Raw genomic sequence first — 26,967 nt, 5'->3', positions numbered from 1 at the left:
GGACGGCAGCGGGCCGGGCGATCCGCGGTGGGATCGCCCGGCCCGTGTGGGGTGCTGCTCAGTGCTGGTGGTCGCCGGCCGGCTCCTCGGTGGTGGGGACGGGGGCGGTGCTGCCGTCCGTCGTCACGGTGAAGGCCGCGGTGCGGACGGTGTCCTGGTGCTTGAAGTCCAGGAAGAGCCGGTAGCTGCCGGCGCTCGGGGCGGTGGTGGTGAAGCCGATCTCCGGTCCGGGGGCGGTGGTGTCCGGGTGGACGTGCAGGTAGGCGAGGTCGCCGGCGCGCAGCGCGACCAGGTGGCCGTACGCGCCGAGGTAGGGCTGGAGGTCGGTGACCGGCCTGCCGTCCTTGCTGACGCTCAGGGTGAGCTTGCCGCTGCGCCCGGGCGTGAGGTCGCCGCCCAGGGTGACGGTGTAGCCGTCGACGGTGACGGTCCGGCCGGTCTCCGGCAGCGGGGCGGGCCGCAGGTCGCCGGCGGCGTGCAGGTCGGCGCCGAGCGTGAGGCCCTCGGCGGCGCCGGCGGGGGTGAAGTCCGCGAAGACCCGGTACTCCCCGGCGGCGGGGACGGCGGTCGGGGCGCTCCAGGTGCCGTCGGCGGACAGGGTCGGATGCAGGTGCTGGAAGGTCGACAGGTCGCGCGGGGCGACGATCAGGTGCAGTTCCTTCTCGTGCTGCTGCTGGTAGGCGGTGACGGGCTTGCCGTCCGTGCCGAGGATGCGGAAGCGCAGGTCGGTGGGGGAGCCGGCGGTCACGAAGGGGTTCTCGACGCTGAGGGTGTAGCCGCGTTCGGAGACCTGGAGCCCGCCGGGCAGGTGCTCGGCGGCGCCGGCCGGCTCCTCGCCGTGTCCGCCGTGTCCGGCGGTGGCGGGCTTGGGGGAGGGGCCGCTGCCGGTGGCGTGGCCGACGCCGAGGGCGAGGCCGAAGGCGGCGGCGAGTCCGGCGGCGAAGACGGTGATGCGCAGCGGGGTGTTCATGACGGGGTTCTCCTCGTGACGCGGGACGGAAGCGGAGCGAATGGGGCGGGGCTCAGGCCCGCATGAGCCGGGCGATGGCCTGCGAGGCCTCGGCGACCTTGGCGTCCGCCTCGGCGCCGCCGGCCGCGATGGCGTCGTGGACGCAGTGGGCGAGGTGGGAGTCGAGCAGGTGCAGCGCGACGGACTGGAGGGCCTTGGTGGCGGCCGAGACCTGGGTCAGCGTGTCGATGCAGTAGGTGTCGGTGTCGACCATGCGCTGGAGGCCGCGGATCTGGCCCTCGACGCGGCGCAGTCGGCGCAGGAGCTGGTCCTTGTCGTTGTGGTAGCCGGCCATGGGGCCCTCCTCGGGATGTCGCCGGGCTCGACACCTTGAGTGAATACCCCATGGGGGTATCAAGTCAAGCAGATCGCCGTCCCTGGAAAATACCTGCCCGGGGTACCGGCGAAGCCTTGCGGTCGATACCCCTCGGGGGTATAAATGAACCCGGCACCGCCCGATACCCCTCCTAGGTATGAAGGCCCGGCCGCCGAACGTACCGCACGACGACTGTCACGAGGAGCGACGATGACTACGCAGGCACCCGCCTCCGCGGAGGTGGAACTCTCGATCGGCGGAATGACGTGCGCCTCGTGCGCGGCCCGCATCGAGAAGAAGCTCAACCGGATGGACGGGGTCACGGCCAGCGTCAACTACGCCACCGAGAAGGCGAAGGTCTCCTTCGAGGGCGGCGTCGAGGTCGCCGACCTGATCGCCACCGTCGAGGCCACCGGCTACACCGCGGCGCTGCCCAAGCCCCCGGCCGTCGAGGGCGCGGACGCCGGGCAGGCCGAGCCGGCCGACGAACTGGCCCCGCTGCGCCGGCGGCTGTTCACCGCGGTGGCGCTCGCGCTGCCGGTCATCGCGATGGCGATGGTGCCGGCCCTCCAGTTCGACAACTGGCAGTGGCTGTCGCTGACCCTCGCCGCCCCGGTGGTCACCTACGCCGCCTGGCCGTTCCACCGGGCCGCGTTCACCAACGCCCGGCACGGCGCCGCGACCATGGACACCCTGGTCTCGCTCGGCACCGCCGCCGCGTTCCTCTGGTCGCTGTGGGCGCTCTTCTTCGGCGACGCCGGGATGCCGGGCATGCGGCACGGCTTCGAGTTCACCATCGCCCGCAGCGACGGCTCGTCCAACATCTACCTGGAGGCGGCGGCCGGCGTCACCGCCTTCATCCTGGCCGGCCGCTACTTCGAGGCGCGCTCCAAGCGCACCGCCGGGGCAGCACTCAAGGCGCTGCTGGAACTGGGCGCCAAGGACGTGACGGTGCTGCGCGGCGGCGCCGAGGTGCGCATCCCGATCGCCGACCTCGCCGTGGGCGACCGCTTCGTGGTCCGGCCGGGTGAGAAGATCGCCACCGACGGCGTGGTGGTCGAGGGCGCCTCGGCGGTGGACGCCTCGATGCTGACCGGCGAGTCCGTCCCGGTCGAGGTCGGGATCGGCGACGCCGTCACCGGCGCCACCGTCAACGCGGGCGGACGCCTGGTGGTCGAGGCCACCCGGGTCGGCGCCGACACCCAGCTCTCCCGGATGGCCAAGCTGGTCGAGGACGCGCAGAACGGCAAGGCCGCCGCGCAGCGCCTCGCGGACCGGATCTCGGCGGTCTTCGTGCCGATCGTGATCACCCTGGCGGTGGCCACCCTCGGCTACTGGCTGGGCACCGGCGAGGGCTGGACCGCCGCGTTCACGGCAGCGGTGGCCGTACTGATCATCGCCTGCCCGTGCGCCCTGGGCCTGGCCACCCCGACCGCGCTGATGGTCGGCACCGGCCGCGGCGCCCAGCTGGGCGTCCTGATCAAGGGCCCGGAGGTCCTGGAATCCACCCGCAAGGTCGACACCATCGTCCTGGACAAGACCGGCACCGTCACCACCGGCCAGATGTCCCTGCTCGCGGTGCACGCCGCCGAGGGCGTGGAGCAGGCCGAGGTGCTGCGCCTGGCCGGCGCCCTGGAGCACGCCTCCGAGCACCCGATCGCCCGGGCGATCGCCAACGCCGCCGCCAAGGCCGGCGAGCTGCCCGCCGTCGAGGGCTTCGAGAACGTCCCGGGCCAGGGCGTCCAGGGCGTGGTGGACGGTCACGCCGTGGTGGCCGGCCGGGAGGCCCTGCTGAACGAGTGGTCGCAGTACCTGCCCGAGGCGCTGGCCGAGGCCAAGCGCACCGCCGAGGCGGCCGGCCGCACCGCGATCGCGGTCGGCTGGGACGGTGAGGCCCGGGCCGTGCTGGAGGTCGCCGACGCGGTCAGGCCGACCAGCGCCGAGGCCATCGGAAAGCTGCGGGCGCTGGGCCTGACCCCGGTCCTGCTGACCGGTGACAACCGGCTGGTCGCCGAAGCCGTGGCGGCCGAGGTCGGCATCGCGCCGGAACACGTGATCGCCGAGGTCATGCCGCAGGACAAGGTCGACACCGTCAAGCGGCTGCAGGCCGAGGGCAGGGTCGTGGCGATGGTCGGCGACGGCGTCAACGACGCGGCCGCACTCGCCCAGGCCGACCTGGGCCTGGCGATGGGCACCGGCACCGACGCCGCCATCGAGGCGGGTGACCTGACCCTGGTCCGCGGTGACCTGCTGGCCGCGGTGGACGCCATCCGGCTCTCCCGCAAGACCCTGGGCACCATCAAGAGCAACCTGTTCTGGGCCTTCGGCTACAACGTCGCTGCCCTGCCGCTGGCCGCCGCGGGCCTGCTCAACCCGATGATCGCGGGGGCCGCGATGGCCTTCTCCTCGGTCTTCGTGGTCGGCAACAGCCTTCGGCTGCGCCGCTTCCGCTGAGGAATCGAGTCCCGCCACCGGGCCGAGGCCCCGGAACCCCGCCAGGGTTCCGGGGCCTCGGTGCCGGTCCGGCCGATCAGTCCTCCGGCAGCTCCACCGCCTGCCAGCGGTACGCCGCGTCCTCCTGCCAGACCTGCAACTCGCCCTCCACCACCGCCGCCAGGCACAGCCGCCAGTCGTCGCCCATGGCCAGTGCGACCCGGGTGGCCGGGCGCAGCGTGGGCCGCCACCAGCGCGGCCGGCGGGAGGCGCCGCCGGCCGGCAGCCGCAGCCGTACGCCGCCCGCGCCGGCCAACGCGACGGTCGGGCCGCCGCGGTGGCCCACCATGGCGATGCCGAGCGAGGGCTCGCCGTCGCCGATCTCGGTTCCCGCCCCGGCCGTGCCGAGGGTGTGCAGCTGGGCCGAGCCGTCCGGCCGCAGCGTGGCGGCCTGCGGCCCTGCGGAGGTACGGGCCAGTGCCCCGGCGCACAGCGGTCCGGCCGGGCCGACCGGGACGGGCGGTCCGGCGGCGCCCGGCCGCCAGCTCAGCACCCGCTCGCGGTGCTCCACCAGCAACAGCCAGGCGCCGGGCCGCTCCTCCTCGGCGGCGAGCACCCGGTCGGCCGGGCAGCCGGGGTGCTCCTGGCCGGTGAGGGTGCGGCCGGGCGTCCAGCGGTAGGAACGCAGTGCACCGCCGGCGGCTGTCCAGACCGTCATCTCCCCGGCCGAACCGACCGCGCCCGCCAGGCCGTTGACCCCGCGCGCGGCCTCCCACCAGCCGGCCGCCGTACCGGCCCACAGGGTGCCGCCGCGGTCCTCGGCCCAGACCACCAGCTCCTCCTGGCTCCCGGCCCAGCCGGCCGCCAATTCCCGTACAACAGAAGGGCCATGGCCCGCCGGGAGTCTTCGGCCGAGCCGGCCCGGCCCGGCCAGCGCGGTGCCGTCCGCGCCGCCGGTGACCACCAGCGGCCGCCCGGCCGGGTCGGGCAGCACGGCCAGACCCGCGGTGCGGGCCACCGGCCGGTGGGTGCGCAGCAGTTCACGGCCCCGCTCGGCCCACGGGCCGAGCGGGGAGGGGCGGCGGTCCGGGTCACGGGCCAGCGGCTCGCAGGCCCAGCGCGCCAACTCCTCGCTGTAGCCCGCCGCCAGCAGCTCCGCGCGGGCCTGCTCGGCGGCCAGCCGGTGGTCCAGGCGGCCGTGGTCGGGCAGCAGCAGGGTACGGGCGAGGGTGCCGACCGCGAACAGGTCCTTGGCGGTGGTCGGGAAGCCGCCCACCTGCTCGGCCTCCGGCGGGACGTGCCCGGGGGTGAACACCGCGACGGTCAGGGTGTGGTCCAGCGGGGCGAGGAAGGTCAGGTCGATCAGCTTGACCTGCCCCTGGCCGTCCACCAGGACGTTGGCGGGGGAGATGTCGCGGTGCACCCAGCGCTTGCGGTGCAGCTCGTCGACGATCCGGCAGAGCCGGGTCAGCACCTCGGCCACGGCCGGCGGGCCGCCGCGCTGGCCGCGCGCCCAGGTGTGCAGCGGCGCGCCCTCGACCCAGGGGGAGATCTGATAGGCCAGCAGCGCGCCGCCGGGCGGGGTGCCGGGCCGGTGCGGGGAGGGGCCGAGCAGGAAGCTGGGCACCACCAGGTCGGTGACGCCGAGCCGGTGCGCGTTGTGCGAGACGTCGTCCCAGCGGCCGAGCCAGCGCCGCACCTCGGTCGGGTCGCGCTCCAGCATGATCTTCGCGGCGACCAGCTCCTTGCGCCCGTTGTGCCCGGTGCGAACCGCCCTCCACACCTCGGCCTCGCCGCCCCGGTGGTGGAACTCCAGGAGTTCGTACTGCTCGGGGTCGAACTCCGGCCCGAACCGGAGACCGGGCACCCAACGCGACTCGGACACGCGACCCCCGACGCTTCTGACCGCTGTTGATGTGCTGCCGTGCTGCTGCTGATCGATGCCCAGGATAGTGCTCTTTCCTGTTCGTCCGTCCGATCGAGGGCCTATTCTGATGGCGTTCGATCAACATCACGACACGACGTCAACTCATGATCGCCAGAAGCGAGTTGATCATGGGGTGGGCGGTTTCCGAACACAGGGGGACGGTGCATGGTGCTGTTAGCGGTGCTGCTGGTCGTGGTGGCGCTGACCGGTGCGGCCGCCGTCGTGCTGGCCCGCCGCCGACGGGCCCTGGACGCCGCGACGGTGGCGAAGGCACTGGCCGCGGCCGCCGAGCAGCTCGCCGCCGGCCGGGCCGCCCAGGCCCGCCGCCGCTACGCCCGGCTGGCCCGCGAACTCGCCGACGGGCCCGAGGAACTGCGCCCGCAGCGCGGCCTCGCCCTGCTCGGCCAGGCCGAGGCCACCGTCCCCACCGGCGACCAGCAGGCCACCCTCGCCCTGCACCGCGAGGCCTACCCGTTGCTCGCCGACCCGGCCCGGCAACTGCCCCGGTGGAGCCTGCGCCGCCTCGCCGAGGAACGGATGCAGGCCCCCGACGGCGACCTCGGCCCGCCGCTCGCCTTCCTCCAGGCCACCGCCGCCGGCGCCGAACCCGGCGAGGAGGCCGAGGCCGCCGCCCGCACCGTCGACTGGCTGCAACACCACTGCCGTGAGGGCGCCCTCGACCAGCGCGAGCATGTCACCGCCCGCGCCCTCGCCGCCCTGCCCGGCCGGGACTGGCCCGTGCTCGCCCGCGCCGCCCTGCTGCGTGCCACCGCCCGGGCCGCCGAGGCCGAGGCCCTGCTCGCCGCCGCGGCCCCCGCCGGCAGCGGCGAACTGTGGTTCCGCTGGGGCGCCCAGCTCTACGCCCTGCACCGCGACGAACCCGCCGTCACCGCCTTCGACGAGGCGCTGCGCCGTGGCCCCGGCGAGCCCTCCCCGTGGGGGCGCGGCCCGGCCCTGCGCACCGACGGCCTGCTCTTCCGCGGCCTGGCCCGCCAGCGCCTCGGCGCCACCGAGGAGGCCTGGGCCGACCTCGCGGCCGCCGTCGTATCGAGCCCGACCGACCCCCGCCCCCGCTACGCCCTCGGCCGGCTCGCCCTGCTGCTCGGCGCCGACGAGCCGGCCAGGGAGCAGTTCACCGCCGCCCTGACCGTCCAACCCGACTTCGCCCCGGCCCGGTTCGGCCTCGCCCTGGTGCACGAGCGGGCCGAGCGCCCCGCCGAGGCCGCCGCCGACTACCGGGCCGGCCTCGGCCGGGCCTCCGACTGGCGCCCCGCCCGGGTCCGGCTCGGCGCCGCCCTGCTCGCCGCCGGGCAGGCCGAGGAGGCCGAACCGGTCCTGCGCGCCGAGGCCGACACCGACCCGGGCACCCGCTGGACCGCCATCGCCGCCTTCCACCACGGCCTCGCCCTCGCCCGCACCGACGACCCGGCCGGCGCCCTCGCCCGCTGGGAGGCGCTGGACGACGAGGACCTGAAACCCCGCCGGGCCCTGGCCCGCGACCGGCTCGCCCGCACCCGGCTGGCCACCGACCCGACGGCCGCCCGCGAACTGTGGCAGCAGGCCACCGCCGAGCACCCCGCCGCCCCCGGCTACCGCGCCGCGCTGCGCGAAGCCGCCCTGCGCGAGGCCGCCCACCTGCTGGTCACCGGCCGCGACCACGCCGAACCACGCCGCCGCGCCGCCGCCGCGCTCGCCCTCGCCGACACCCTGCCCGGCGCCCTCACCCACCGCCAGTCCCGGCTGCGCGCCGCCCTCGCCCTGGCCGAAGGCACCCCGGAGCCGGTCACCACCCTGCTCGACGCCGGCACCGGCCGACGCGACCGCTACCACCTGGCCGCCGCCGCCCTGCTGACGGGCCGCCCGGCCCGGACGATCGCCCTGCTCGGGCCGCCCGACCCGGCCGGCGACCCGGCGACCGCCCGGCTGCGCGCCCTGCTCGCCGAACGAGCGGGCAACTGGGCCGCCGCCCTGGACTGGTACCGGAACTTCCTCCAGGCCGGCGCCGCCTCCACCGGGTCGCCGACCGGCGACTGCGCGCTCTGCGACCGCCCAGCCACCGGCACCTGCGGCGGCTGCGGCCGTGAGGCCTGCACCGACCACCAGCACACCCCCGAAGCCGCCGCCTCGCCCCGCTGCGTGCGCTGCGCCGCCCCCGCACTGCGCGCCGTCCTCGACTGCGCCCGCCGGGCCGGCACGCCCGAGCAGGCCGAACCCGTGCTCGCCCGCTGGGCCGAGGTGCTCGGCGACGGTGCCGCCGCCGCGCCCGTCCGGCTCGACCTCGCCCTGCTGCGCGCCGAACTCGGCCGGCTGGACGAGGCCCTGACCGGCCTGCCCGCGGACGCCCGGACGGCCCGCGCCGCCGTCCTGGTCCGCCGGGCCGGCGCCGCCCTCGACGCCGGCCGGCCCGGCCCGGCCGCCGTCGACCTGCGCCAGGCCCTCGAACTTGCCTCCAGCCATGAGATCGCGGGCCACGAGCTCCCCGGCCACGAGCGGGTGGCCGGCGCGCTCGTCCTGCTCGCCGAGCACGAGGCGCACCAGGCCGCCGCCGACGGCCGCCACCGGGAGGCCTGGGAGGCCTACCGCGAGCTGCTGCTCAGGGATCCGGCCCACCCCCGGCTGCTGCACGCGCTCGGCCTGGCCGGCTACCGGCTCGCCGCCGGCTCCGACACGCCCGACGAGGAGGTCTGGGCCTGGACGCTCGGCAGCCTGGTCGCCGCCCTGCACCAGCCCGAGCTGTGGGCCGAGTCCGCCCGGATCACCGGCCGCACCGCCGAGCCCCAGCAGCTCGCCGCCGCCCGCACCGGACTGCTCGACCGCCTCCGCGACGACCTGCGCGCCCTGGACCGGACCGCCGGGCGCAGCGGCGACGAGGTCACCGCCTGGACGCTGCGCCTCGGCCTGGAGGCGCACTGCGCGGACGCCTTCGCCCAGGAGGACGTCCGGATCACCCTGCCCGGCCGCCCGACCCGCTGCCTCGCACTCGGCCCGGCCCTGGACCGGCTGCTGCGCGCCGAGCCCGGACCCGCCGGCTGGGCCGAGGCCTTCGAGCGGGCCGTCCGGCCCTGGCGCCGGCCCGCCGGCCCCGACGCGCCCGCGCCCACCCGGGCCCTCGGCCTGTTCGGCGACCTCGGCGCGCAGCGCTACCTGCAACTCCAGGGCCGGCAGGCGGCCGCCGTCGCCGCCCTGGACGCGGTGCCCGAACAGCGGCGGGGCGAGGACTGGCACGCCCTGCTCGGCGAGTCGCTGGTCAGCCAGGCCCGCGAGCACCACCGCAACCAGGACTGGCGCGAGGCCCTGGACAGCCTCACCCGCGCCCGGGCCGTCCCCGGCGCCCGGCTGCCCGCCGACGCCGCCGCGATCGCCGCCGAGTCCGGCGTCCGGGCCGCCCGCGCGCTGCTCAAGAACAGCCTGGACGACCAGGCCGGAGCAGCCGAACTCCTGGAGAGGGCGCTGGCGTTGGCCCCCGACGACCCTGAGGTGCGGGGTGACCTCGGGGCCACCTACGCCCAGTGGGCGCGCAAGATCAACAACGAGGACAAGGACTACCCCCGCGCCCTCGCCCTCCTGGAGAAGAGCCTGGAACTGGTCCCCGGCGACCCGACCGCCCGGCACTTCCTGGAGGCCGCCCTCGGCAACCGGGCCGGCCAGCTCAGCCGCCCCGACGCCACCGACGCGGAGCTGGAGGAGGCCGTCGAGGCCTGGCGGGCGCTGATCGAACTCAACCCCGACCCGGACAACCGGCTCGGCCTCGCCTTCGTGCTGCGCCACCTCGCCCGCTCCGCCGCTTTCGCCGACGACCGCCGGCGCGCCGTCGAGTGGATGGCCGAGGCGCTGCGCGCCGACCCGGAATGGGAGGGCGGGGTCGACCACGAGGCCCCGCGCCGGGTCTCGGTGATGCTCGCCAACCACGTGGTGGACGCCATGCAGGACCAGCCGTTCACCGACCAGGCCGCGATGCTCCAGAAGGCCAGGTCCTACGACGACTCCACCGACATCCGACGGCTGATGGTCGGCGTCTGGCGCGGCAAGGCCATCGGCCACTACGAGGGCCACCGCTACCGCGCGGCGATCAAGCTGCTGGAGGAGGCTCTCGAACTCTCCGGCACTCCGGAGGACACCGACAAGCTGCACCGCGAACTCGGCATCGTCTACGGCTCGTTCGCCGTCCAGCGGGCCAACGCCCGGCAGCTGCGCGAGGCCCGCGACCTGGCCCGCAAGGCCGTCGAGCACAGCCCGGACGACATCGAGCTGCACGCGATGCAGATGCGGATCAACTCGCTCTACTGACAGCAACCGCACGGCAGTTGGCGTCGTCCTGGACCGTACGCCGCAGCCGTGCCCGCACCCGCGCCGTCCCCGTCACCGTGAGGAGAGAGACCGCCCGCCATGCCACTGCACGAACCGTCGCCGTACGAGGTCCTGGGCATCCCGCTCACGGCCGGCGTGCGCGAGATCAACCTCGCCGTCGGAACGGCGATGCGGGCCGGCCGGTACAGCCGCCAGCAGATCCAGGAGGCCGCCGCGCTGCTGCGCAACCCGGACCGGCGCCTGGAGGCGGACCTCCAGCAGTCACTCCCGCCGGAGCCGGTCGACCGGGCTGCCGCGCTGCTGGCCCCCGCGCTCGCCGAACCGCTGCTGGTGATCGAGCGCCCGCCGCTGCGGCCCGCCGTCCTGCCCGCCCTCCACCGCGCCGAGCTGGCCGCCGACTTCGCCGAGCCGCCCCCCGGCGGCGCCGACCCCGAACCGCCCGTCCCCGCCCGCTACGCGGCGGACCTGTCCGTGCTGCCGCAGATCGAGGTTCCGGAATGACCGACGCACCCACCGACGCACCCACCGCCTCCCTGGCCGACGGCCGTCAGCGGCTGGAGGTCCCGCCCGGCGTCGAGGACGTCGACCTGGAGCAGGCGTTCGGCCGGCTGCTCTTCCGGGCGTCCCTGCTGGGGAGCAAGCTGACGGAGCAGAAGCAGGCCGCCCGGGCCGAGCAGCGTGAACTGCTGGGCATCCTGGTCGAGGTGGACGACGCGCTCGCCGCGCTCCGTCTGAACCCCGAACTGGTGGCGCTCGGCCGCGGCGACGGCCTGGAGGCCACCCGGCGGCGGCTGCTCGGGCAGCTCGCCAAGGCCAAGGTGCGGCCGATGCGTCTGGAGGGCATGACGGCCGACCCCGACCTGACCGAGATCGTGGGCACCGAGGCCCGGTCCGGGGTGGCGCCGGAGACGGTGGTGCGGACGGTGGTGACCGGGTTCTTCTGGGGGGACGAGGTGCTGCGCCGGGCCCAGGTGGTGGTCGCCGCACCGGAGCCGGACCCGGACCCCGAACCGCAGGACGGGCCGGCGGCGGCCGCGACGGAGGCGGACCCCGCGCTCCCGGGGCCGACGGGCGTCGAACCGGGGGCACCCGAGGCCACCGGGGCCGTCGAGCCCGTCGAGCCCTTCGAGCCCTTCGAGCCCTTCGAGCCCGTCGAGCCCGAGATGTCCGAGGCCGTCGAGGCGGAGGGGCTCGGGACACCGGAGAAGCCCGAGAAGCCCGAGGCCGTCGAAGCCGTCCCGCCCGCCACCGCCACCGCCGCGACGGCCACCCGCGCCCAGCCCAAGGGGGCCCCGCCCCGGGCCCGTCGCCGGGGCAAGGCCGTGGCCAAGCAGGCCAAGCGCAAGAAGTAGCCAGGACCACGAGGGGCAAGAGGGGAACGACATGTACCGCACACTCGGCATCGACCTGGGCACCACCAACTCCGTGGTCGCCCACCTGCGCCGGGGCGAGCCGGAGATCATCTTCAACCGGCAGAACCAGGAGGCCACACCCTCCGTGGTCGGCAGCGGCCGCAAGGGCGAGCTGCTGGTGGGCTCCACCGCGCGCAGCCGGATCGCCATCGACGGCGCCAACGTGATCCGCTCGGTCAAGCGCTTCATGGGCCGCAAGTTCAAGGACCCGCAGGTCCAGGCGGCCCTGAAGGAGGTGGACTACAGGGTCACCGCGGGCACCGACGGCGACGTCAACGTCTGGTTCAACGGCCGCTCGTACACCCCGATCGAGATCTCCGCGATCATCCTGCACCGACTCAAGGAGGACGCCGAGCAGCGCTTCGGCGAGCCCTTCCACCGGGCCGTGATCACCGTCCCCGCGTACTTCGGCGAGCGGCAGGTCGCGGCCACCCAGGAGGCGGGCCGGATGGCCGGCCTGCACGTGCTGCGGATCATCAACGAGCCGACCGCCGCCGCCCTCGCCTACGGCATCACCTCCGAGGCGGGCGACGAGGGCAGGACCGTCCTGGTCTACGACCTCGGCGGCGGCACCTTCGACATCTCCATCCTGCTGCTGGTGCCCGGATCGGTCTCGGTGCTCGGCATCGAGGGCGACAACCTGCTCGGCGGCGACGACTTCGACCGCGGGATCACCACCGCGCTGCTGGAGGACATCCGGGAGGAGTACGGCTCGGAGTACCAGCCCGACCTGCGCGACCGTCCGAAGATCGCCGCCACCGCCGAGACCATCAAGATCGAGCTCTCCAACCAGGAGTCCTCCGAGGTCATCCTGCCGGGCCTGGGCGCCGGGCAGCTGGTGCTGGAGACGGAGTTCGAACGGGCCCGCTTCGAGGAGCTGATCGAGGCTCGGATCGAACGCACCATCGAGCTGACCCACAAGGCCATCATGCAGGCCAACCTGACCGTCGGGGACATCGACGAGGTGGTGCTGGTCGGCGGCTCGACCGCGATCCCGCTGGTCGCCCGCCGGCTCGGCGAGGTGTTCGGCCCCCGCCGGATCCGGCGCGGCGTCAACCCGATGCAGTGCGTGGCGCTCGGTGCGGCCGTGCAGTCCGCCCTGGTCGGCGAGGTGGAGTGCCCCGAGTGCCGGGCCCCCGGCGACCTGTCCGCCTCCAACTGCGCCAACTGCGCCACCACCCTGCTCGGCGGCCCCCGGGTCTCCTGCCCGACCTGCCACCTCCCGGTCGACGCCGACGCCGCAGCCTGCCCCAAGTGCGAGCAGGCCCTGGACGGTTCGGGCGGCGGCGCGACGATCCCGCAGCAGACCCGGGCCACCGCCGTGGTGCACGGTGGCAACTGCCCGCGCTGCGGCACCCCGGCCGCCCCCGGCGTCACCGCCTGTGAACTGTGCGGCGAGCCGCTCAACTCGGCCGCCCCCGGCCACACCAGGGTGGCCACCAGCGCCGCCGAGGACGTCGGCCTGCGCTGCGCCGCCTGCAGTGTGGTCAATCCGCCCGGCTGCGAGGTCTGCCCGGGCTGCGGCGAGCTGGCGCAGGTCACCAACCCGTTCGACATCACCCCGAAGAACCTCGGCATCGAGCTGAACGACGGCCGCCTCGCCGTCATCATCCCCAAGAACACCAGCTACCCGACGAGTTCGCCGGTGAGCCGGGAGTTCGTGGTCTCCGGCAGCGGCCGGCAGCGGCTGGAGGTGGCGGTCTACGAGGGCGAGCACGAGATCGCCCAGCAGAACGAGCTGATCGGCCACCTCACCCTGCGGCTGCCCGAGGGCCTGGGCGGCCGTACTCCGGTGGAGGTCTCCTTCGGCCTCGACCGGGACCGCACCATCACCCTGTCGGTGCGGATCCAGGGCGGTGCCGAGAAGACCGTCAAGCTGGAGCGGGTCACCCTCGACCCCGAGCTGAAGGTGCAGGTCGAGGAGCAGCAGCGGCAGGTCGAGTCCTTCACCGACCGCTGGGGCGGCGAGCTGACCGAGGCCGAGAAGCGCGAGGCGCAGCGGCTGATGGACACCCTGGACGACCTGGCGGCAGGGCAGACCCGCGGCCAGTCGGTGGACGCGGCGCTGGAACGGGCCCAGCAGCAGCTCAAGGCCCAGCGCTGGGTGCGCGGCTCCGAGGCGTACCTGAGCCTGTTCATCCACTACTGCGAGAAGCACCTCGACCCGAGCGACCTGGACCGGCTGCGGTCGGTGGCCGCCGAGCTGCGGCTGCGCCGCGAGGCCGCCGACTGGGAGGGCGCGATGCGCGCGGCCCGGAAGGCGGACGAGCTGTGCGACTCGCTCGGGCACACCATGCGGATGCTCACCATGTGCAACGTCTACGTGACCCAGAACATGGTCTCGCCCGCCCTGGCCCAGCTGATCATGGCCGAGCTGCGCGGGCTGGACGCGGCGGTGGAGGCGCCCAACATGGCGGACGTCAACCGGCACATGTCGAACCTGCTGGCCCTGTACGCGCAGGCGGAGCGGGAGCTGGGCAGCGAGCCGGCCCAGGAGTCGCTCGGCCCGGTCCGGCCGGAGGAGGCGGGGCCGCGATGAGCGCCGTGGACGCCTTCTCGGGTGCCCCCGAGGTGCTGTGCCCGCTGTGCAGGGTGCCGGCGGATCCGCAGGCCCTGCGCTGCGCCTCCTGCCGGGAGGACCTTTCCGTGCTGTTCCGGCTGCGTTACGCCGGACGGATCGACTACAACCGGGCGCTGGACGCCCTGGCGGCCGGGGACCGGGCGCTCGCCCTCGGGCTGCTGCACCGTGCGGTGGCGGCCGAGCCGGGGCTGCACCAGGCCCGGGAACTGCTGGAATCACTGGGCGTCGCCGCTCCCGTGGCCGCGGCGCCGGCGGGCCGGGAGGGCGACACGCCCTAGGTCGGGGCAATCCCGGCGCGCCGAGGAGCGGATCGCTTGTGATCGATGGCGGGTGTGATCGTCACACTCGAAATCGCCACCCTCACAAGGAGTGTCGCAATGCGTATGCGCACCACCCTCGCCGCCACCGCCCTCACCGCGGCGGCGGTCCTCGCCGGAACCGGGACCGCCGCTGCCGGCGGCGACGGCGGTGGCGCCACCGCCTACGGTGTCGCCGCCAACTCGCCCGGCTTCCTGTCCGGCAACCTGGTCCAGATCCCGATCAACGCGCAGACCAACGTGTGTGGGAACTCGGTCGGCATCCTCGGGATCGGCGGCCCGACCTTCGGCACCTTCTGCATCAACAAGTGACCCCGCGCGCTGGGGCCGTCCGTCGCACCCGGCGGACGGCCCCAGCGCCGTGTCCGTACCCCCGTTCGGGGGTGGCGGCGCGGGGCCGGGGCCGCGAGCATGGTCCCCGTCCCGCACCGCCGTCCCCAGGAGCCAGCCCGTGCCGACCACGCCGACCCCGCGCAGCTACGCCTCCGGCACCTCGGACGTCCCGCTGCTCGGCGACACCATCGGGGAGAACCTCGACCGCGCGGTGCGCGCCTTCCCCGAGCGCGACGCCCTGGTCGACCGGGCCACCGCCCGCCGCTGGACCTACGCCGAACTCGCCGCCGACGTCGACGCCCTGGCGCTCGGCCTGCTGGAACTCGGGATCGCCAAGGGGGACCGGGTCGGCATCTGGGCCCCCAACTGCGCCGAGTGGACACTCACCCAGTACGTCACCGCCAAGCTCGGCGCGATCCTGGTCACGGTCAACCCGGCCTACCGCGCCCACGAGTTGGAGTACGTGCTGAACCAGGCCGGCATCCGGCTGCTGGTCGCCGCCGAGCGCTTCAAGACCTCGGACTACGCCGGGATGATCGAGGAAGTCCGGCCCCGATGCCCCGAGTTGGAGCGCGTCCTGCTGCTCGGCAGCCCCGCCTGGGAGGCCGTGCTCGCCGCCGGGAGGCTGGCCGACCCCGCCCGACTCGCGGAGCGCCAGGGAGAGTTGGCCCCCGACGACCCGATCAACATCCAGTACACCTCCGGGACGACCGGCTTCCCCAAGGGCGCGACGCTCTCGCACCACAACATCCTCAACAACGGCTACTTCGTGGGCGAGCTGCTCGCCTACACCGAGCAGGACCGGATCTGCATCCCGGTGCCCTTCTACCACTGCTTCGGGATGGTGATGGGCAACCTGGCGGCCACCTCGCACGGCGCCTGCATGGTCATCCCGGCCCCCTCCTTCGAGCCCGGCGCCACCCTGGCCGCCGTCGCCGCCGAGCGCTGCACCTCGCTCTACGGCGTGCCGACCATGTTCATCGCCGAGCTGGCCGACCCGGACTTCGACCACTACGACCTCGGCAGCCTGCGCACCGGCATCATGGCGGGCTCGCCCTGCCCGAGCGAGGTGATGAAGGAGGTCATCGGGCGGATGGGCATGACACAGGTCTCCATCTGCTACGGGATGACCGAGACCTCGCCGGTCTCCACCCAGACCCGGGTCGACGACCCGGTCGAGCGGAGGGTGACCACGGTGGGCCGGGTCGGTCCGCACCTGGAGGTCAAGGTGATCGACCCGGCCACCGGCCGCACCGTCCCGCGCGGCGAACCCGGCGAGCTGTGCACCCGCGGCTACTCCGTCATGCTCGGCTACTGGGGCGAGCCCGAGCGCACCGCCGAGGCCGTCGACGCCGCCCGCTGGATGCACACCGGGGACCTCGCGGTGATGGACGAGGACGGCTACCTCGCCATCACCGGCCGGATCAAGGACATGGTGATCCGTGGCGGCGAGAACCTCTACCCGCGCGAGATCGAGGAGTTCCTCCACACCCACCCGGACATCCTCGACGTCCAGGTGATCGGCGTCCCCGACACCAGGTACGGCGAGGAACTGATGGCCTGGATCCGGATGCGGGAGGGCGCCGAGCAGCTCACCGCCGAGACCGTCCGCGCGTACTGCACCGGCCGGCTCGCACACTTCAAGATCCCGCGCTACGTGCACGTGGTCGAGGAGTTCCCCATGACGGTCACCGGGAAGATCCGCAAGGTCGAGATGCGGGCGGAGGCCCAGCGCATCCTGGGACTCTGACCGGGGCCCTCCGGCCGGGTGTGTCCGGAGAGCGCGGTGGCCCGCCCGGCGGGAGAGTGTGATCATGCCCCTCGATGTCACAGTGGAACGCCTGATCCCCCTCCCGCCCGCCACCGTCGCCGCCTACGCGATGGACTGGCGCCACGACTCCGAGTGGACCCGGGCCATCCGCACCGCCACCCTCACCCGGGAGGCCGACACCGGCGGCTTCGGCGTGGGCGCCGAGGTCACCCGGAGCGCGCACTTCCTGGGCCGGCCGACGAGGTACGTGCTGCGCGTGGCGGGCTACCACCCGCCGACGGTGCTCGACATGGTCCCCGTCGCCGGGCCCCTGGCGATGCGCGTCACCTACACCTTCGAGCCCACCCAGGCCGGCACCTTCGCCCGCATCCGCGTCCGCGGCTGCTCGGTCGGCCTCCAGTGCCTGGCCTGGCCCCTGCTCGCCCTCCCGGTCCGTGCCGCCCTGGCCAAGGACCTCCAGGCGCTGGAGGCCCGCCTGACCGGGTGACCGCCGCCCGGGTTCCGGCCGCCCTCCGTCCCGCGCCTTCCGTTTCCCCCGCTCGGATAGGGTGCGCCGACACCACAGCCGGATCGGGAGAGGTACAGCGGATGAGTTCGTCGCCGACGGCGGCCGGTCCGGGGGAGTTGCGGCGGCACCTGGGGGTGTTCGACGCCGTGGTGATCGGGCTGGGCTCGATGATCGGCGCGGGCGTCTTCGCCGCGCTCGCGCCCGCGGCCGGGGCCGCCGGCTCCGGGCTGCTGGTCGGGCTGGCGACGGCCGGCGTGGTGGCGTACTGCAACGCGACCTCCTCGGCCCGGCTGGCCGCCCGCTACCCGCAGTCCGGCGGCACCTACGTCTACGGCCGGGAGCGGCTCGGCGAGTTCTGGGGGTACCTGGCCGGCTGGGGCTTCGTGGTCGGCAAGACCGCCTCCTGCGCGGCGATGGCCCTCACCGTCGGCTCCTACGTCTGGCCCGCCCAGGCCCACGCCGTCGCGGTCGCGGCCGTGGTGGCGCTGACCGCCGTCAACTACGTCGGCGTGCAGAAGGCCGCCTGGCTGACCCGGGCGATCGTGGCCGTCGTCCTGGCGGTGCTCGCCGCCGTGGTCACCGCCTGTGTGACGAGCGGTGAGGCCGACACCGGCCACTGGGCCATCGGTACGGACGCCGGCTTCCACGGTGTGCTCCAGGCCGCCGGTCTGCTGTTCTTCGCCTTCGCCGGGTACGCCCGGATCGCCACGCTCGGTGAGGAGGTCCGCGACCCGCGGCGCACCATCCCCCGGGCGATCCCGCTGGCCCTCGGCATCACCCTGGTCGGCTACGCCGCCGTCGCCCTCGCCGTCCTGGCCGTCCTCGGCCCCGAACGCCTCGCTCACACCGCCGCACCGCTTGCCGACGCGGTCCGGGCGGCCGGGGTGCCGGGCCTGGCCCCGGTGGTGCGGGCCGGTGCGGCGGTCGCCGCCCTCGGCTCGCTGCTCGCGCTGATCCTCGGCGTCTCGCGCACCACCCTGGCGATGGCCCGCGACCGTCACCTCCCGCACCCACTGGCGGCTGTCCACCCCCGCTTCGGCGTCCCGCACCGCGCCGAGCTGGCCGTCGGCGCGGTGGTCGCCCTCGCCGCGGCCCTCGGCGACGTCCGCGGCGCGATCGGCTTCTCCTCCTTCGGCGTCCTCGCGTACTACGCCGTCGCCAACGCCGCCGCCTGGACCCTCACCCCCGCCGAGGGCCGCCCCCCGCGTGCCGTCCCGCTGCTCGGCACGGCCGGCTGCCTCGTCCTCGCCTTCTCCCTCCCTGCCGCCTCCGTCCTCCGGGGCGCCGCCGTCCTCGCGCTCGGCGCCGCCGCCTACGGCCTCCGCAAGGTCCTCGCCCGGGCCTGAGCCCGGGAACGCGGACGGCCGGCGAGGGCTGCTGCCCCGCGCCGGCCGCGGGTGTTCGTGGGAACTGGCGGGCGCCCCAGGCCTGGCCGGACGGGACGATCTCGCGGCCGAGCGGCATCAGCGAGAGTGGCCCAGCCGAAGGGGATCCCGATGAGGATGCGAATCACGAACTCGGGCCTTGACCCTGGGGCGATGCCCGACCGCCAAGCTGACACCCTGGAAGCCTGGAGGGCGCGGGATCAGCTGAGCTGGTCGGCACCTGCCAGGCCGGTGGCGACGCATGCTTCACCGGGGGATGCCGTGCGCCAGTCCGCCAACCGGCGGCGTAGGAGTGGCTTGTCAATTTTGCCGCTGCCGTTGCGGGGGATCCGGTCGAGCACTGCGAGCTCGGTTGGGAGCTTGTAGCGGGCAAGACGATGGCCGGCGAAGGTGCGGACGCTTTCGAGGGTCGGGGTCTCGGCCGTGTTCCGTGCGAGCGAGAGGACGGCGGTGACCGCCTCTCCCCAGTGGTCGTCCGGCCGGCCGACGACGGCCACGCCCGACACCCCGGGCAGCTCGGCGAGCACGTGCTCTACCTCGGACGGATAGACGTTCTCGCCGCCCGTGATGATCACGTCCTTGACGCGGTCCACGACGTACAGGTAGCCGTCGTCATCCAGGTAGCCCACGTCTCCGGTCCGAAACCAGCCGTCCTGCGTGAACGCCTCGGCGCCGGCCCGGGGATTGTTCCAGTAGCCCTTCGTCACGTTCGGTCCGCGCACCCAGAGCTCGCCCCGGACGTGCGGGCCGGCGTCGGCGGCGGTGTCGGGGGCCACGACCCGGAGCTCGGTGTACGGCATGGGGAGTCCCGCTGAGCCGAGTTTGGCCAGGGCGGCCCCCGGCGGGAGGTAGGTGGCGAACGGGGCTGTCTCGGTCAGGCCCCAGGCTTGCTGGAGCAGCACGCCGTGCTCCGCGTACCGCCTGATCAGACTGGGTGGTACCGGCGCTCCAGCGACCACCGCCGTACGCAGGGCGGAGAGGTCAGCCTCGGCGAAACCCGGCAGCGCCGCGAGCGCGGCGAACATGGCGGGCACCGCGAACACTCCCGAGACGCGGTGGGTCTGCAGGTCGGTGAGGCACTGCTGGGGGTCGAAGCCGCGGTGGACGACCACGGTGCCGCCGCGGACCAGGGTGCCCAGGGTCAGAGCGTTGAGCCCGCCGATGTGGAACATCGGCGCGACAGCGAGGGTGGTGTCCTGGAGCCGACTGTCCACCATGGCGCAGACATTGACCTGGTTCCACCACAGGTTGCCGTGGGTCAGCATCACCCCCTTGGGACGGCCCGTGCTTCCCGAGGTATACAGCAGTGCGGCCAGGTCGGCCTCGGCCAGTGGTCTCGGCTGGGGAGTCGGGGAGGTGTCCGAGCCGGAGGCCGACGCCGGAAGCCAGCGCTGACCCGGCCGGTCGCCGACGTGGAGCACGAACGCGTGCGCGGCGAGCGTCGCCGTCAGCTCGCGTCTGCCCTCCTCGCAGACCAGCGCGGCAGGTGTGCAGTCGTCCAGTACCAGGGCGGTCTCGTGCTCGGTCAGCCGGTGGTTCACCGGTACGAAGACCGCGCCGAGCCGGGCACAAGCCAGGAAGGTCGTGAGGAGGGCGGGGCTGTTCAGCCCCAGATAGGCGACGCGCTCGCCCCGGCCGACCCCGCCCGCTGCCAGCATGGCGGCGAGCGTCGCGGCCTGGGCGTCGAACTCGGCGTAGCTGATGCGCTCGGGCCCGTAGACGAGCGCCGTCGCGTCCCCCTGACAACGGGCATGGCGCTGCACCGCGAGAGCGGGGCTGATGTTGACCTCTGGCATGACGACTCCCGGGTCTGCCCGGTCGGCTGGGACGGCGCGAGGGCGGACGCTGGTCGGTGGCAACGGACGGATGGTCGGACGGCCGGGCTCAGCCGGCGAGTTCGGCGGTCACCGCGCGCCGGAGCTCGCCCGAGCCGATGAGCTGCGAGACCAGCTCGATCTCCGCGTCGAGCGGACGGTCTCCGTCGAGGTACGGCGAGTACTCGCGCACGAGGTCGTAGGCGGCCCTGGTCGGTCCGCTGAGCAACTCCGGCCCGCGCAGGTCCGCCGCCTGGCACAGCGCCATCAGCTGGATCGCGGCGATCTGGCGCACCAGGCCGCCGACCGCGTAGGCGTCCCGGGCCGCGATGGTGCCCATGCTGACCTTGTCCTGGTTGTGGGCCTCGGTGGACCGGGAGAACGACGTGGCGGGCATCGTCCACTTGAGGGCCTCCGCGGCCAGCGCGGAAGCGGTGATCTGCATGCCCTTGAAACCGTGATGGAGACCGGCGCGGTGGTCGTCGGGGTCCACCGGGGGGGTCAGGTTCGGGGTCAGACCGTTGTTGAACTTCTCGTCGACGGTCAACTCCAGCTGGCGGTCGAGCAGATCGCCGAGGCTCGCGACGGCGGTCTTGAGCGCGTCCATCGCCAGGCCCACGTGCCCGCCGTAGAAGTTGCCGCCGTTGCGGACGACACCGGCTTCGACGTCGAACAGCGGGTTGTCGTTGGAGGAGTTGATCTCGGTGGTGATCCACTGCTCCGCCCACTCCAGCGCGTCGCGGACCACACCGGTGACGTGCGGCGCGCACCGGATCGAGTAGCGGTCCTGGATCGGCTGGTCCAGCTCGCGGAAGTCGACTCCACCCGGGACCGGCGCGGGCCGCTCGACGTCCTGGTCGAACGAGGCGGAGCCCTTGAGCATCTGCCGTACCACGGCGGCGCTCTGCCGGACCCCCGGGTGCGGCTTGTGATCGAACAGGAAGTCGGCGAAGTGCCCCGGGTTGCCCCGCAGCACCTGACTGGTCAGCGCGGTGCACAGGTCGGCGGCGAAGGCCAGTTCGGCGGCGTCGCGCAGGGCCAGGACGGCGAAGCCGGACATGAACGACGTGCCGTTGACGAGCGCCAGACCCTCCTTCGCGATCAGTTCGACAGGAGTCAGACCGTGCTCGGCCAGCGCCTGCCCGGCTGGCTTGCGGACCCCCTGGAAGACGGCCTGGGCCTGGCCGGTCAGCAGCCCGGCCAGGTAGCTGAGCGGCACCAGGTCGCCGCTGGCGCCGACCGATCCACGCTCCGGGATGATCGGGAGCAGATCGAGGTTGAGGCAGTCGATCAACAGCTGTACCAGTTCGGGGCGTACCCCGGAGGTGCCGCGGGCCAGGCAGTTCGCCCGCACCAGCATGGTGGCCCGGACCACCTCGTCCGGGGCGGCGGGGCCGACACCCGACCCCAGGAACCGGATGAGGTTGCGCTGCAGCTCGGTCGACTTGGCGTCGGAGATCTGGCGGGTGTTGCTGTCGCCGAAACCGGAGGTCACCCCGTAGATCGGGATCCCGGAGGCGGCCAGGTGGTCCTTCAACTGACGGGACTGCGCCATCCGGTCGCGGGAGCCAGCGGCGATGGTGACCCGCGGCCGCTCGGTGCTCCGGGCCACGGCCGCCACGTCCGCCGTGCGCAGCCGGTAGCCGTCGATGGATATCTCCTCGGCACGGCCCACCGGGTAGCGCGGGTCCAGCAGGCCCTCCGGTGTGACCGGAGCCGATTCGACAGCAAGGGTGTTCGACAACATGAGCATCCGTTTCGGGCGGGTTTCCGGCCCGGGCCGGTGCGGCCCGGGCCGTGCGGTGGTCGGACGTTCGGCGTGCTGGACCGGTCAGTCGGCCATGGCCTCGATCAGGCTCTTCGGCCGCATGTCGGTCCAGTTGGCGTTGATGTAGTCCAGGCATGCCTGGCGGGTGTCGTTCGAGAGAACCGCGGTCCAGCCGTCCGGGACCTCGCAGTAGGCCGGCCAGAGCGAGTGCTGGTTCTCGTGGTTGACCAGCACGTGGTAGGTGCCGTTCTCGTCTTCGAAGGGGTTGGTCATCGCCATGACCTCTTTCATGGGAGCTGGGTGGTGGGTTTCGGACGTGCGGGGCGGCTGGCGGCGTCGGTTGCGTAGACGCCGCCGGGCGCGACAGTGATCAGTCTTGCGGTCCGGGACGTCCCCGGTCACGGCACCGAGCTGTCAGGACCTCGCCCCGACAGCTAGTTGCCAGCAGCCCGGTTACCGTCCGCTGCTCAGCTGGGCCGGCCGACCAGGCCGGGGGCCGTGGCTCCCACGAGGACCGCGAGGTTGCCGGCGGGGTGGCGGTTCTCGTACATCAGCTGGTGGACGGCCGCGGTCTGGTCGAACGGCACGACCGCCGACAGGCACGGGTCGAGCCTGCCCTGCGCGGCGAGCTCCGTCACCGCGCGGAACTGCGCGGTGTTCGCACCGTGCGAGCCCTGCAGCCGCTTCTGCCGCATCCACAGGAAGCGCAGGTCGACGTCCGCGCTGTAGCCACTGGTCCCGCCGCAGGTGACCACCATGCCGGCGTTGTCGCAGACGTACATCGACGTCGGGATGGTGTCCTCGCCCGGGTGCTCCAGGACGATCCGGGGCGAGCGGCGCTCGCCCAGTACGTCCCAGATCCGCCGGCCGAACGCGCGCAGTCCCGCCGTCCATCGGGCGAACTCGACCTCGTCCTCGGCGGAGGGGATCCGGCCCCAATGATCGAACTCCCGCCGGTTGATCACCCCCTTGGCACCGAGCCGCAGGCAGTGCTCCTCCTTGGACGGGCCCGAGACCACGGCGATCGGGATGCCGCCGAACTGCCGGACGATCTGGATCGCCATCGAGCCGAGCCCGCCCGCGCCGCCCCAGACCAGCACCGGGTCGCCCGGTTCGACCACATGCGGCTGCCAGCCGCGCAGCTGCCGGTACACGGTGGCCGCCGTGAGCAGGAAGCAGCCCGCCTCCTCCCAGGTCAGCTGGGGCGGCTTCGGGTGGCACTGGTACTCGTCGACCACCGTGAACTGGGCGAACGAACCGTAGTTGGACTCGTACCCCATGGCCAGTGCCGAGGTGGAGGTCATCGGATCGGCGCCCATCCGGATGTCGGCGGCCCGCTCGTCCCAGACCACCGGCGCGATGACGATCTCGTCGCCCACCTTGACCTGGGTGACGCCCTCGCCGACCGCCCAGACGATGCCCGCGCCGTCCGAGCCGCCGATGTGGAAATCCTCCTGGGCGCCCGCCTTCTGCCGGGCACCGATGACATCCATCGGACTCCCCAGCGCAGCCCACACGTTGTTGAAGTTCACCCCAGCCGCCATCACTGCGACCAGCACCTGGCCGGGGCCGATCGCGGGCACCCTGGTGGCCTCGATCCGGATGGCCTGCTCCGGTGCGCCGTAGCGCTCCGGCCGGATCATCGCGGCGTGCATGTACGGCGGCACCTCGCCCAGCGGAGGAAGCTCGCCCGGGCGGTAGATCTCCTGCATCTGTCAGTAATCCTTGGGTAGTTGGAGGTAGGTCAGCAGGCGGCTGCGGATCCCTCGCCGCGGAGCCGCAGGTGCTTGGCGACGGTCCGGCCGATCTGCCGCAACGGCTCCGAATCCATCATCCGGTCGTGGGTGGCGGGCACTTGGTGGACCTCGACCGTGCCGGTCAGGTACGGCACCCAGGAGTCCACCGGCTTGGGAGCCTCGGACTCGTAGCGCTCCGCGGCGAACAGCAGCAGGCCGCCGTCGAACCTGGCCGGGGTGAACCGGCCGGCCAGCCGGACGTTGTTGCGGAACACCGAGACGAAGTCCTCGGCGTGTCCGGCGAGCGCGTGGCTCATTCCGGCGCCGTCCGACCGCAGCAACTCCTCGATCCGGTCCAGGTCCAGCCGCTCGTCGGCGGCGGGCGTGTGACCGACCATCTCGGCCAGCCCCGCCAGGACCTCACTCTCAGGCGGCAGTCGGTCCTCGTCCCCGGCGGCAGAGGACAGGGGGTAGGAGTCCATCACCGCCAGCAGGTCGACCTCCTCGCCCGACTCCTGCAAGCGCGTGGCCATCGCCTGGACGACCAGGCCGCCGAAGGACCAGCCGAGCAGCCGGTAGGGACCGCTCGGCTGGACGGAGCGGATCCGGCGGACGTAGTCCTCCGCCATCTCCTCGATGCTGCTCTCCAGCCGGCCGCCCTCGGCGTAGCCGGACGCCTGGAGCGCGTACACCGGGTAATCGGCCGGGATGTGCTGCAGCAGCTCGGCGTAGCGCCAGCTCAGGCCGCCTCCCGCGTGCACACAGAACAGACCCGGGCGCTCGCCTCCCGGCCGCAGCGGCAGCAGGCCGGCGAAGGCGTTCTCACTCTCGTGCGCCCGGCCGTGCTCCCCGGCGAGGAACTCGGACAGGCCCGCGACGGTCGGGGTCGCGTAGAGGTGGCGGACGGCCAGCTGGACGCCGAACGCCGACCTGATCCGGCTGACCAGGCGGGTGGCGAGCAGGGAGTGGCCGCCGAGGTCGAAGAAGCTCTCGTCGATGCCGACCTCGTCCAGGCCGAGGACCTCTGAGAACTGCTCGCAGAGCGTGTCCTCCTGGGCCGTGCGCGGAGCCCGGATCAGGGCGGCGGAGCCGCTGACCGGGGCGGGCAGTGCCTTGTGGTCGAGCTTGCCGTTCGGGGTGAGCGGCAGCCGCTCCAGCGTGACGAACGCCGCCGGGACCATGTAGCCGGGCAGGACGCGTGCGCTGTGCCGGCGCAGGTCGTCCTGGGTCGGGGTGTGTCCGGTGGTGGGGACGGTGTAGGCGACGATGCGCTTGTCGCCGGGCCGGTCCTCGCGGACGATCACAGCGGCCTGCGCAATGAACTGATGGACACTCAAAGCGGCTTCGATCTCTCCTAGTTCGATGCGGAAGCCGCGCACCTTGACCTGGTGGTCGACCCGGCCGACGTAGTCGAGGGTGCCGTCGGGCTGCCGGCGGACGAGGTCGCCGGTGCGGTACATCCGCTCGCCGGCCGGGCCGAACGGGTCGGCGACGAAGCGCTCCGCGGTGAGGTCGGGACGGTTGGCGTACCCGCGGGCCAGCTGGTCGCCGGCCAGGTACAGCTCGCCCGTCACGCCGACCGGCGCGGGCTGGAGGAAGCCGCCCAGGACGTAGGCGCGGACTTCACCGAGCGGTCGGCCGAGCGGGACGCTGTCGGGGACCTCCGCCGCGTCCGTCATCGGGTGCTTGGTGGCGAAGACAGTGGTTTCCGAGGGGCCGTAGCCGGCGGTGACCGAGATTCCGGGACAGGCCCGCAGAACTCGTCGGACGGCGGCCGCCGAGACGATCTCGCCGCCGGTGGAGACCTCGCGCAGCCCGGCGAAGGCCTCCGGTCGCTCGTCGGCCAACAGGCGGAACAGGCTGCTGGAGGCCCACAGCCGGGTGGCCCCGGAGTCGGTCAGCCGGGTGGCGAAGTCGTCCACGTCGAGCTCGCCCGGCGGTGCGACCAGGACCTCGTCGCCGCGCAGCAGCGTGGCCCAGATCTCCCAGGTCGAGGCGTCCCAGGCGTGCGGGGAGTGGAAGAGGACCCGCTCCGGCCGGTCCCCCGGTGCGGTGAGGTCGCCGTCCGCGGCGGCCATCCGCAGGATGCTCCGGTGGGAGACCTCGATGCCCTTGGGGCGGCCCGTGGATCCGGAGGTGTAGATCACCTGCGCCGCCTGGTCGGGGTGGACGTCGGGAGCGGTCAGCACCGGGCCCTCGCCGTACTCCGGCGTCACCACCCGCACGGCCGGCCCGAAGTCGATGCCGGGGGCGGAGCCGTTGGTCAGCACGAGCTCGGCACCGGTCTCGCGGACCAGCTCGGTGAGGCGGTCGGCGGGGGAGCGGGCGTCCAGCGGTACGTAGCAGGCGCCCGTCTTGAGCACGGCCAGCATCGTCACCACGAGCTCGGCGGAGCGTTCCTGCAGGATGGCGACCCGCGACTCGCGGCGGACCCCGAGCGCGGTCAGGCAGTGAGCCAACCGGGCGGCACGGGCTTCGAGTTCGGCGTAGCTCAGGTGGGTCTCGCCGAACCGTACGGCGGTCCGCTCCGGAAGCCGTGCGGCCACCTCGCCGATCCGGCCGTGCACGGTGCCGGACTTCATCTCTGATACCAAGTCATGTGAGGTGTGGGTGAGTTGGTGGTGTTCGTGGGTGGTGAGGGGGGTGAGGTGGGCGGTGGGGAGGGTGGGGTTGGTGGTGATGGTGTCGAGGATGGTGGTGAGGTGGTTGGCGATGGTGGTGATGGTGTCGGGTGTGAAGCAGTCGGGGCGGTAGTCGAAGCGGATGTTGAGGGTGTCGGCTGTGATGGAGGCGATGGCGTTGAGGGGGTAGTGGATGCCGTCGTGGCCTTCGGCGTGGGTGATGGTGAGGCCGGGGGCGGTGGTAGTGAGGCCTTCGCGTTCGACGTGGTAGTTCTCGAAGATGAGTGTGGTGTCGAAGAGTTGGTGGTGTCCGGTGGTGTTTTGGATGTCGGTGAGGCTGGTGTGTTGGTGGGGGAGGAGGTGGGCTTGTTGGGTTTGGGTGCGGGTGAGGAGGTGGTTGAGGGGTTCGGTGGGGGTGAGGGTGGTGTGGACGGGGATGGTGTTGATGAAGAGTCCGATCATGGACTCGATGCCGGGGATGTCGGCGGGGCGGCCGGAGACGGTGGTGCCGAAGGTGATGTCGGTGTGGCCGGTGTGGTGGTGGAGGAGGAGGGTCCAGGCGGTTTGGAGGATGGTGTTGAGGGTGATGCCGTGGGTTTTGGCGAGGGTTTGGAGGTTGGTGGTTTGGGTGGGGGTGAGGGTGTGGTGGTGGGTGTGGGGGGTGGTGGGGGTGGTGGGTGTGTGGGGGTGGATGAGGGTGGGTTGGGTGAGGGTGGTGAGGTGGTTTT

18 protein-coding genes are annotated in these 26,967 nt (G+C 73.6%); 10 read left to right on the top strand and 8 right to left on the bottom strand.

Going from position 1 to position 26,967, the window contains the following annotated elements:
* Positions 1 to 58 precede the first annotated feature (58 nt).
* Both AB0O11_RS12265 and AB0O11_RS12260 read right to left on the bottom strand, forming a co-directional pair.
* Complete coding sequence (locus AB0O11_RS12265) at positions 59 to 970, bottom strand: hypothetical protein (RefSeq protein ID WP_363384795.1); 912 nt, start codon at positions 968 to 970, stop codon at positions 59 to 61.
* A gap of 52 nt (positions 971 to 1,022) precedes the next feature.
* Positions 1,023 to 1,304: a metal-sensitive transcriptional regulator gene (locus AB0O11_RS12260; protein WP_224283025.1), complete on the bottom strand. Its 282-nt coding sequence runs from the start codon at positions 1,302 to 1,304 to the stop codon at positions 1,023 to 1,025.
* 231 nt (positions 1,305 to 1,535) lie between these two features.
* On the opposite strand from AB0O11_RS12260, the gene AB0O11_RS12255 reads away from it, so the two are divergent.
* Positions 1,536 to 3,779 (top strand): heavy metal translocating P-type ATPase, encoded by a 2,244-nt coding sequence (locus AB0O11_RS12255; protein ID WP_363384792.1) that lies wholly within the window; start codon positions 1,536 to 1,538, stop codon positions 3,777 to 3,779.
* 76 nt (positions 3,780 to 3,855) lie between these two features.
* On the opposite strand, the gene AB0O11_RS12250 is transcribed toward AB0O11_RS12255, so the two are convergent.
* On the bottom strand, positions 3,856 to 5,643 hold the full coding sequence (locus tag AB0O11_RS12250) for a hypothetical protein (RefSeq protein ID WP_363384790.1): 1,788 nt from the start codon (positions 5,641 to 5,643) through the stop codon (positions 3,856 to 3,858).
* A gap of 207 nt (positions 5,644 to 5,850) precedes the next feature.
* On the opposite strand from AB0O11_RS12250, the gene AB0O11_RS12245 reads away from it, so the two are divergent.
* The 9 genes from AB0O11_RS12245 to AB0O11_RS12205 all read left to right on the top strand — a co-directional run bounded on the left by AB0O11_RS12245 (position 5,851) and on the right by AB0O11_RS12205 (position 18,261).
* Positions 5,851 to 9,972 carry a hypothetical protein gene (locus tag AB0O11_RS12245; RefSeq protein ID WP_363384787.1) on the top strand — a complete coding sequence of 1,374 codons (4,122 nt, stop codon included), beginning with the start codon at positions 5,851 to 5,853 and terminating at the stop codon, positions 9,970 to 9,972.
* A gap of 99 nt (positions 9,973 to 10,071) precedes the next feature.
* Complete coding sequence (locus AB0O11_RS12240; protein ID WP_363384784.1) at positions 10,072 to 10,494, top strand: hypothetical protein; 423 nt, start codon at positions 10,072 to 10,074, stop codon at positions 10,492 to 10,494.
* Entirely contained in the window at positions 10,491 to 11,345 is an 855-nt protein-coding gene (grpE, locus tag AB0O11_RS12235; RefSeq protein ID WP_363384781.1) for a nucleotide exchange factor GrpE, read from the top strand. Before AB0O11_RS12240 ends, grpE begins: the two co-directional genes overlap by 4 nt.
* A 31-nt stretch (positions 11,346 to 11,376) precedes the next feature.
* Positions 11,377 to 13,944, top strand: a complete 2,568-nt coding sequence (locus AB0O11_RS12230; protein ID WP_363384778.1) for an Hsp70 family protein — start codon at positions 11,377 to 11,379, stop codon at positions 13,942 to 13,944.
* A complete protein-coding gene (locus AB0O11_RS12225) occupies positions 13,941 to 14,264 on the top strand; it encodes a hypothetical protein (RefSeq protein ID WP_363384775.1) in 324 nt (107 codons plus the stop codon). Before AB0O11_RS12230 ends, AB0O11_RS12225 begins: the two co-directional genes overlap by 4 nt.
* Positions 14,265 to 14,363: 99 nt before the next feature.
* Positions 14,364 to 14,615, top strand: coding sequence for a chaplin (locus AB0O11_RS12220; RefSeq protein ID WP_363384772.1), 252 nt, complete (start codon positions 14,364 to 14,366; stop codon positions 14,613 to 14,615).
* Positions 14,616 to 14,754: 139 nt separating this feature from the next.
* A complete protein-coding gene (locus AB0O11_RS12215) occupies positions 14,755 to 16,386 on the top strand; it encodes an AMP-binding protein (RefSeq protein ID WP_363384769.1) in 1,632 nt (543 codons plus the stop codon).
* Positions 16,387 to 16,450: 64 nt separating this feature from the next.
* Positions 16,451 to 16,894, top strand: coding sequence for an SRPBCC family protein (locus AB0O11_RS12210; protein WP_363384766.1), 444 nt, complete (start codon positions 16,451 to 16,453; stop codon positions 16,892 to 16,894).
* A gap of 101 nt (positions 16,895 to 16,995) precedes the next feature.
* Positions 16,996 to 18,261 carry an APC family permease gene (locus tag AB0O11_RS12205; RefSeq protein WP_363384763.1) on the top strand — a complete coding sequence of 422 codons (1,266 nt, stop codon included), beginning with the start codon at positions 16,996 to 16,998 and terminating at the stop codon, positions 18,259 to 18,261.
* Between the two features lie 239 nt (positions 18,262 to 18,500).
* Here AB0O11_RS12205 and AB0O11_RS12200 read toward each other — a convergent pair whose 3' ends face one another.
* The 5 genes from AB0O11_RS12200 to AB0O11_RS12180 all read right to left on the bottom strand — a co-directional run.
* A complete protein-coding gene (locus tag AB0O11_RS12200; protein ID WP_363384760.1) occupies positions 18,501 to 20,096 on the bottom strand; it encodes an AMP-binding protein in 1,596 nt (531 codons plus the stop codon).
* Positions 20,097 to 20,184: 88 nt separating this feature from the next.
* Positions 20,185 to 21,861 carry an aromatic amino acid ammonia-lyase gene (locus AB0O11_RS12195; RefSeq protein ID WP_363384757.1) on the bottom strand — a complete coding sequence of 559 codons (1,677 nt, stop codon included), beginning with the start codon at positions 21,859 to 21,861 and terminating at the stop codon, positions 20,185 to 20,187.
* An 84-nt stretch (positions 21,862 to 21,945) separates the two neighbouring features.
* Positions 21,946 to 22,155 carry an MbtH family protein gene (locus AB0O11_RS12190; protein ID WP_363385482.1) on the bottom strand — a complete coding sequence of 70 codons (210 nt, stop codon included), beginning with the start codon at positions 22,153 to 22,155 and terminating at the stop codon, positions 21,946 to 21,948.
* A gap of 194 nt (positions 22,156 to 22,349) precedes the next feature.
* Positions 22,350 to 23,594: a crotonyl-CoA carboxylase/reductase gene (ccrA, locus tag AB0O11_RS12185; RefSeq protein WP_363384754.1), complete on the bottom strand. Its 1,245-nt coding sequence runs from the start codon at positions 23,592 to 23,594 to the stop codon at positions 22,350 to 22,352.
* Positions 23,595 to 23,626: 32 nt separating this feature from the next.
* Positions 23,627 to 26,967 (bottom strand): amino acid adenylation domain-containing protein (locus tag AB0O11_RS12180; protein WP_363384751.1); only part of this gene is annotated, 3,341 nt, incomplete at its 5' end.

Origin of the sequence: Kitasatospora sp. NPDC093102, assembly GCF_040683915.1 — a bacterium.
Lineage (GTDB): Bacteria > Actinomycetota > Actinomycetes > Streptomycetales > Streptomycetaceae > Kitasatospora.
This window is presented reverse-complemented; position numbering and strand designations above follow the sequence as displayed.

What these genes read in the sequence shown, in the direction of transcription:
- AB0O11_RS12265 (WP_363384795.1), bottom strand. Translation starts at nt 970, where the DNA reads ATGAACACCCCGCTGCGCATCACCGTCTTCGCCGCCGGACTCGCCGCC.
- AB0O11_RS12260 (WP_224283025.1), bottom strand. Translation starts at nt 1,304, where the DNA reads ATGGCCGGCTACCACAACGACAAGGACCAGCTCCTGCGCCGACTGCGC.
- AB0O11_RS12255 (WP_363384792.1), top strand. Translation starts at nt 1,536, where the DNA reads ATGACTACGCAGGCACCCGCCTCCGCGGAGGTGGAACTCTCGATCGGC.
- AB0O11_RS12245 (WP_363384787.1), top strand. Translation starts at nt 5,851, where the DNA reads ATGGTGCTGTTAGCGGTGCTGCTGGTCGTGGTGGCGCTGACCGGTGCG.
- AB0O11_RS12240 (WP_363384784.1), top strand. Translation starts at nt 10,072, where the DNA reads ATGCCACTGCACGAACCGTCGCCGTACGAGGTCCTGGGCATCCCGCTC.
- grpE (WP_363384781.1), top strand. Translation starts at nt 10,491, where the DNA reads ATGACCGACGCACCCACCGACGCACCCACCGCCTCCCTGGCCGACGGC.
- AB0O11_RS12230 (WP_363384778.1), top strand. Translation starts at nt 11,377, where the DNA reads ATGTACCGCACACTCGGCATCGACCTGGGCACCACCAACTCCGTGGTC.
- AB0O11_RS12225 (WP_363384775.1), top strand. Translation starts at nt 13,941, where the DNA reads ATGAGCGCCGTGGACGCCTTCTCGGGTGCCCCCGAGGTGCTGTGCCCG.
- AB0O11_RS12220 (WP_363384772.1), top strand. Translation starts at nt 14,364, where the DNA reads ATGCGTATGCGCACCACCCTCGCCGCCACCGCCCTCACCGCGGCGGCG.
- AB0O11_RS12210 (WP_363384766.1), top strand. Translation starts at nt 16,451, where the DNA reads ATGCCCCTCGATGTCACAGTGGAACGCCTGATCCCCCTCCCGCCCGCC.
- AB0O11_RS12205 (WP_363384763.1), top strand. Translation starts at nt 16,996, where the DNA reads ATGAGTTCGTCGCCGACGGCGGCCGGTCCGGGGGAGTTGCGGCGGCAC.
- AB0O11_RS12200 (WP_363384760.1), bottom strand. Translation starts at nt 20,096, where the DNA reads ATGCCAGAGGTCAACATCAGCCCCGCTCTCGCGGTGCAGCGCCATGCC.
- AB0O11_RS12195 (WP_363384757.1), bottom strand. Translation starts at nt 21,861, where the DNA reads ATGTTGTCGAACACCCTTGCTGTCGAATCGGCTCCGGTCACACCGGAG.
- AB0O11_RS12190 (WP_363385482.1), bottom strand. Translation starts at nt 22,155, where the DNA reads ATGACCAACCCCTTCGAAGACGAGAACGGCACCTACCACGTGCTGGTC.
- ccrA (WP_363384754.1), bottom strand. Translation starts at nt 23,594, where the DNA reads ATGCAGGAGATCTACCGCCCGGGCGAGCTTCCTCCGCTGGGCGAGGTG.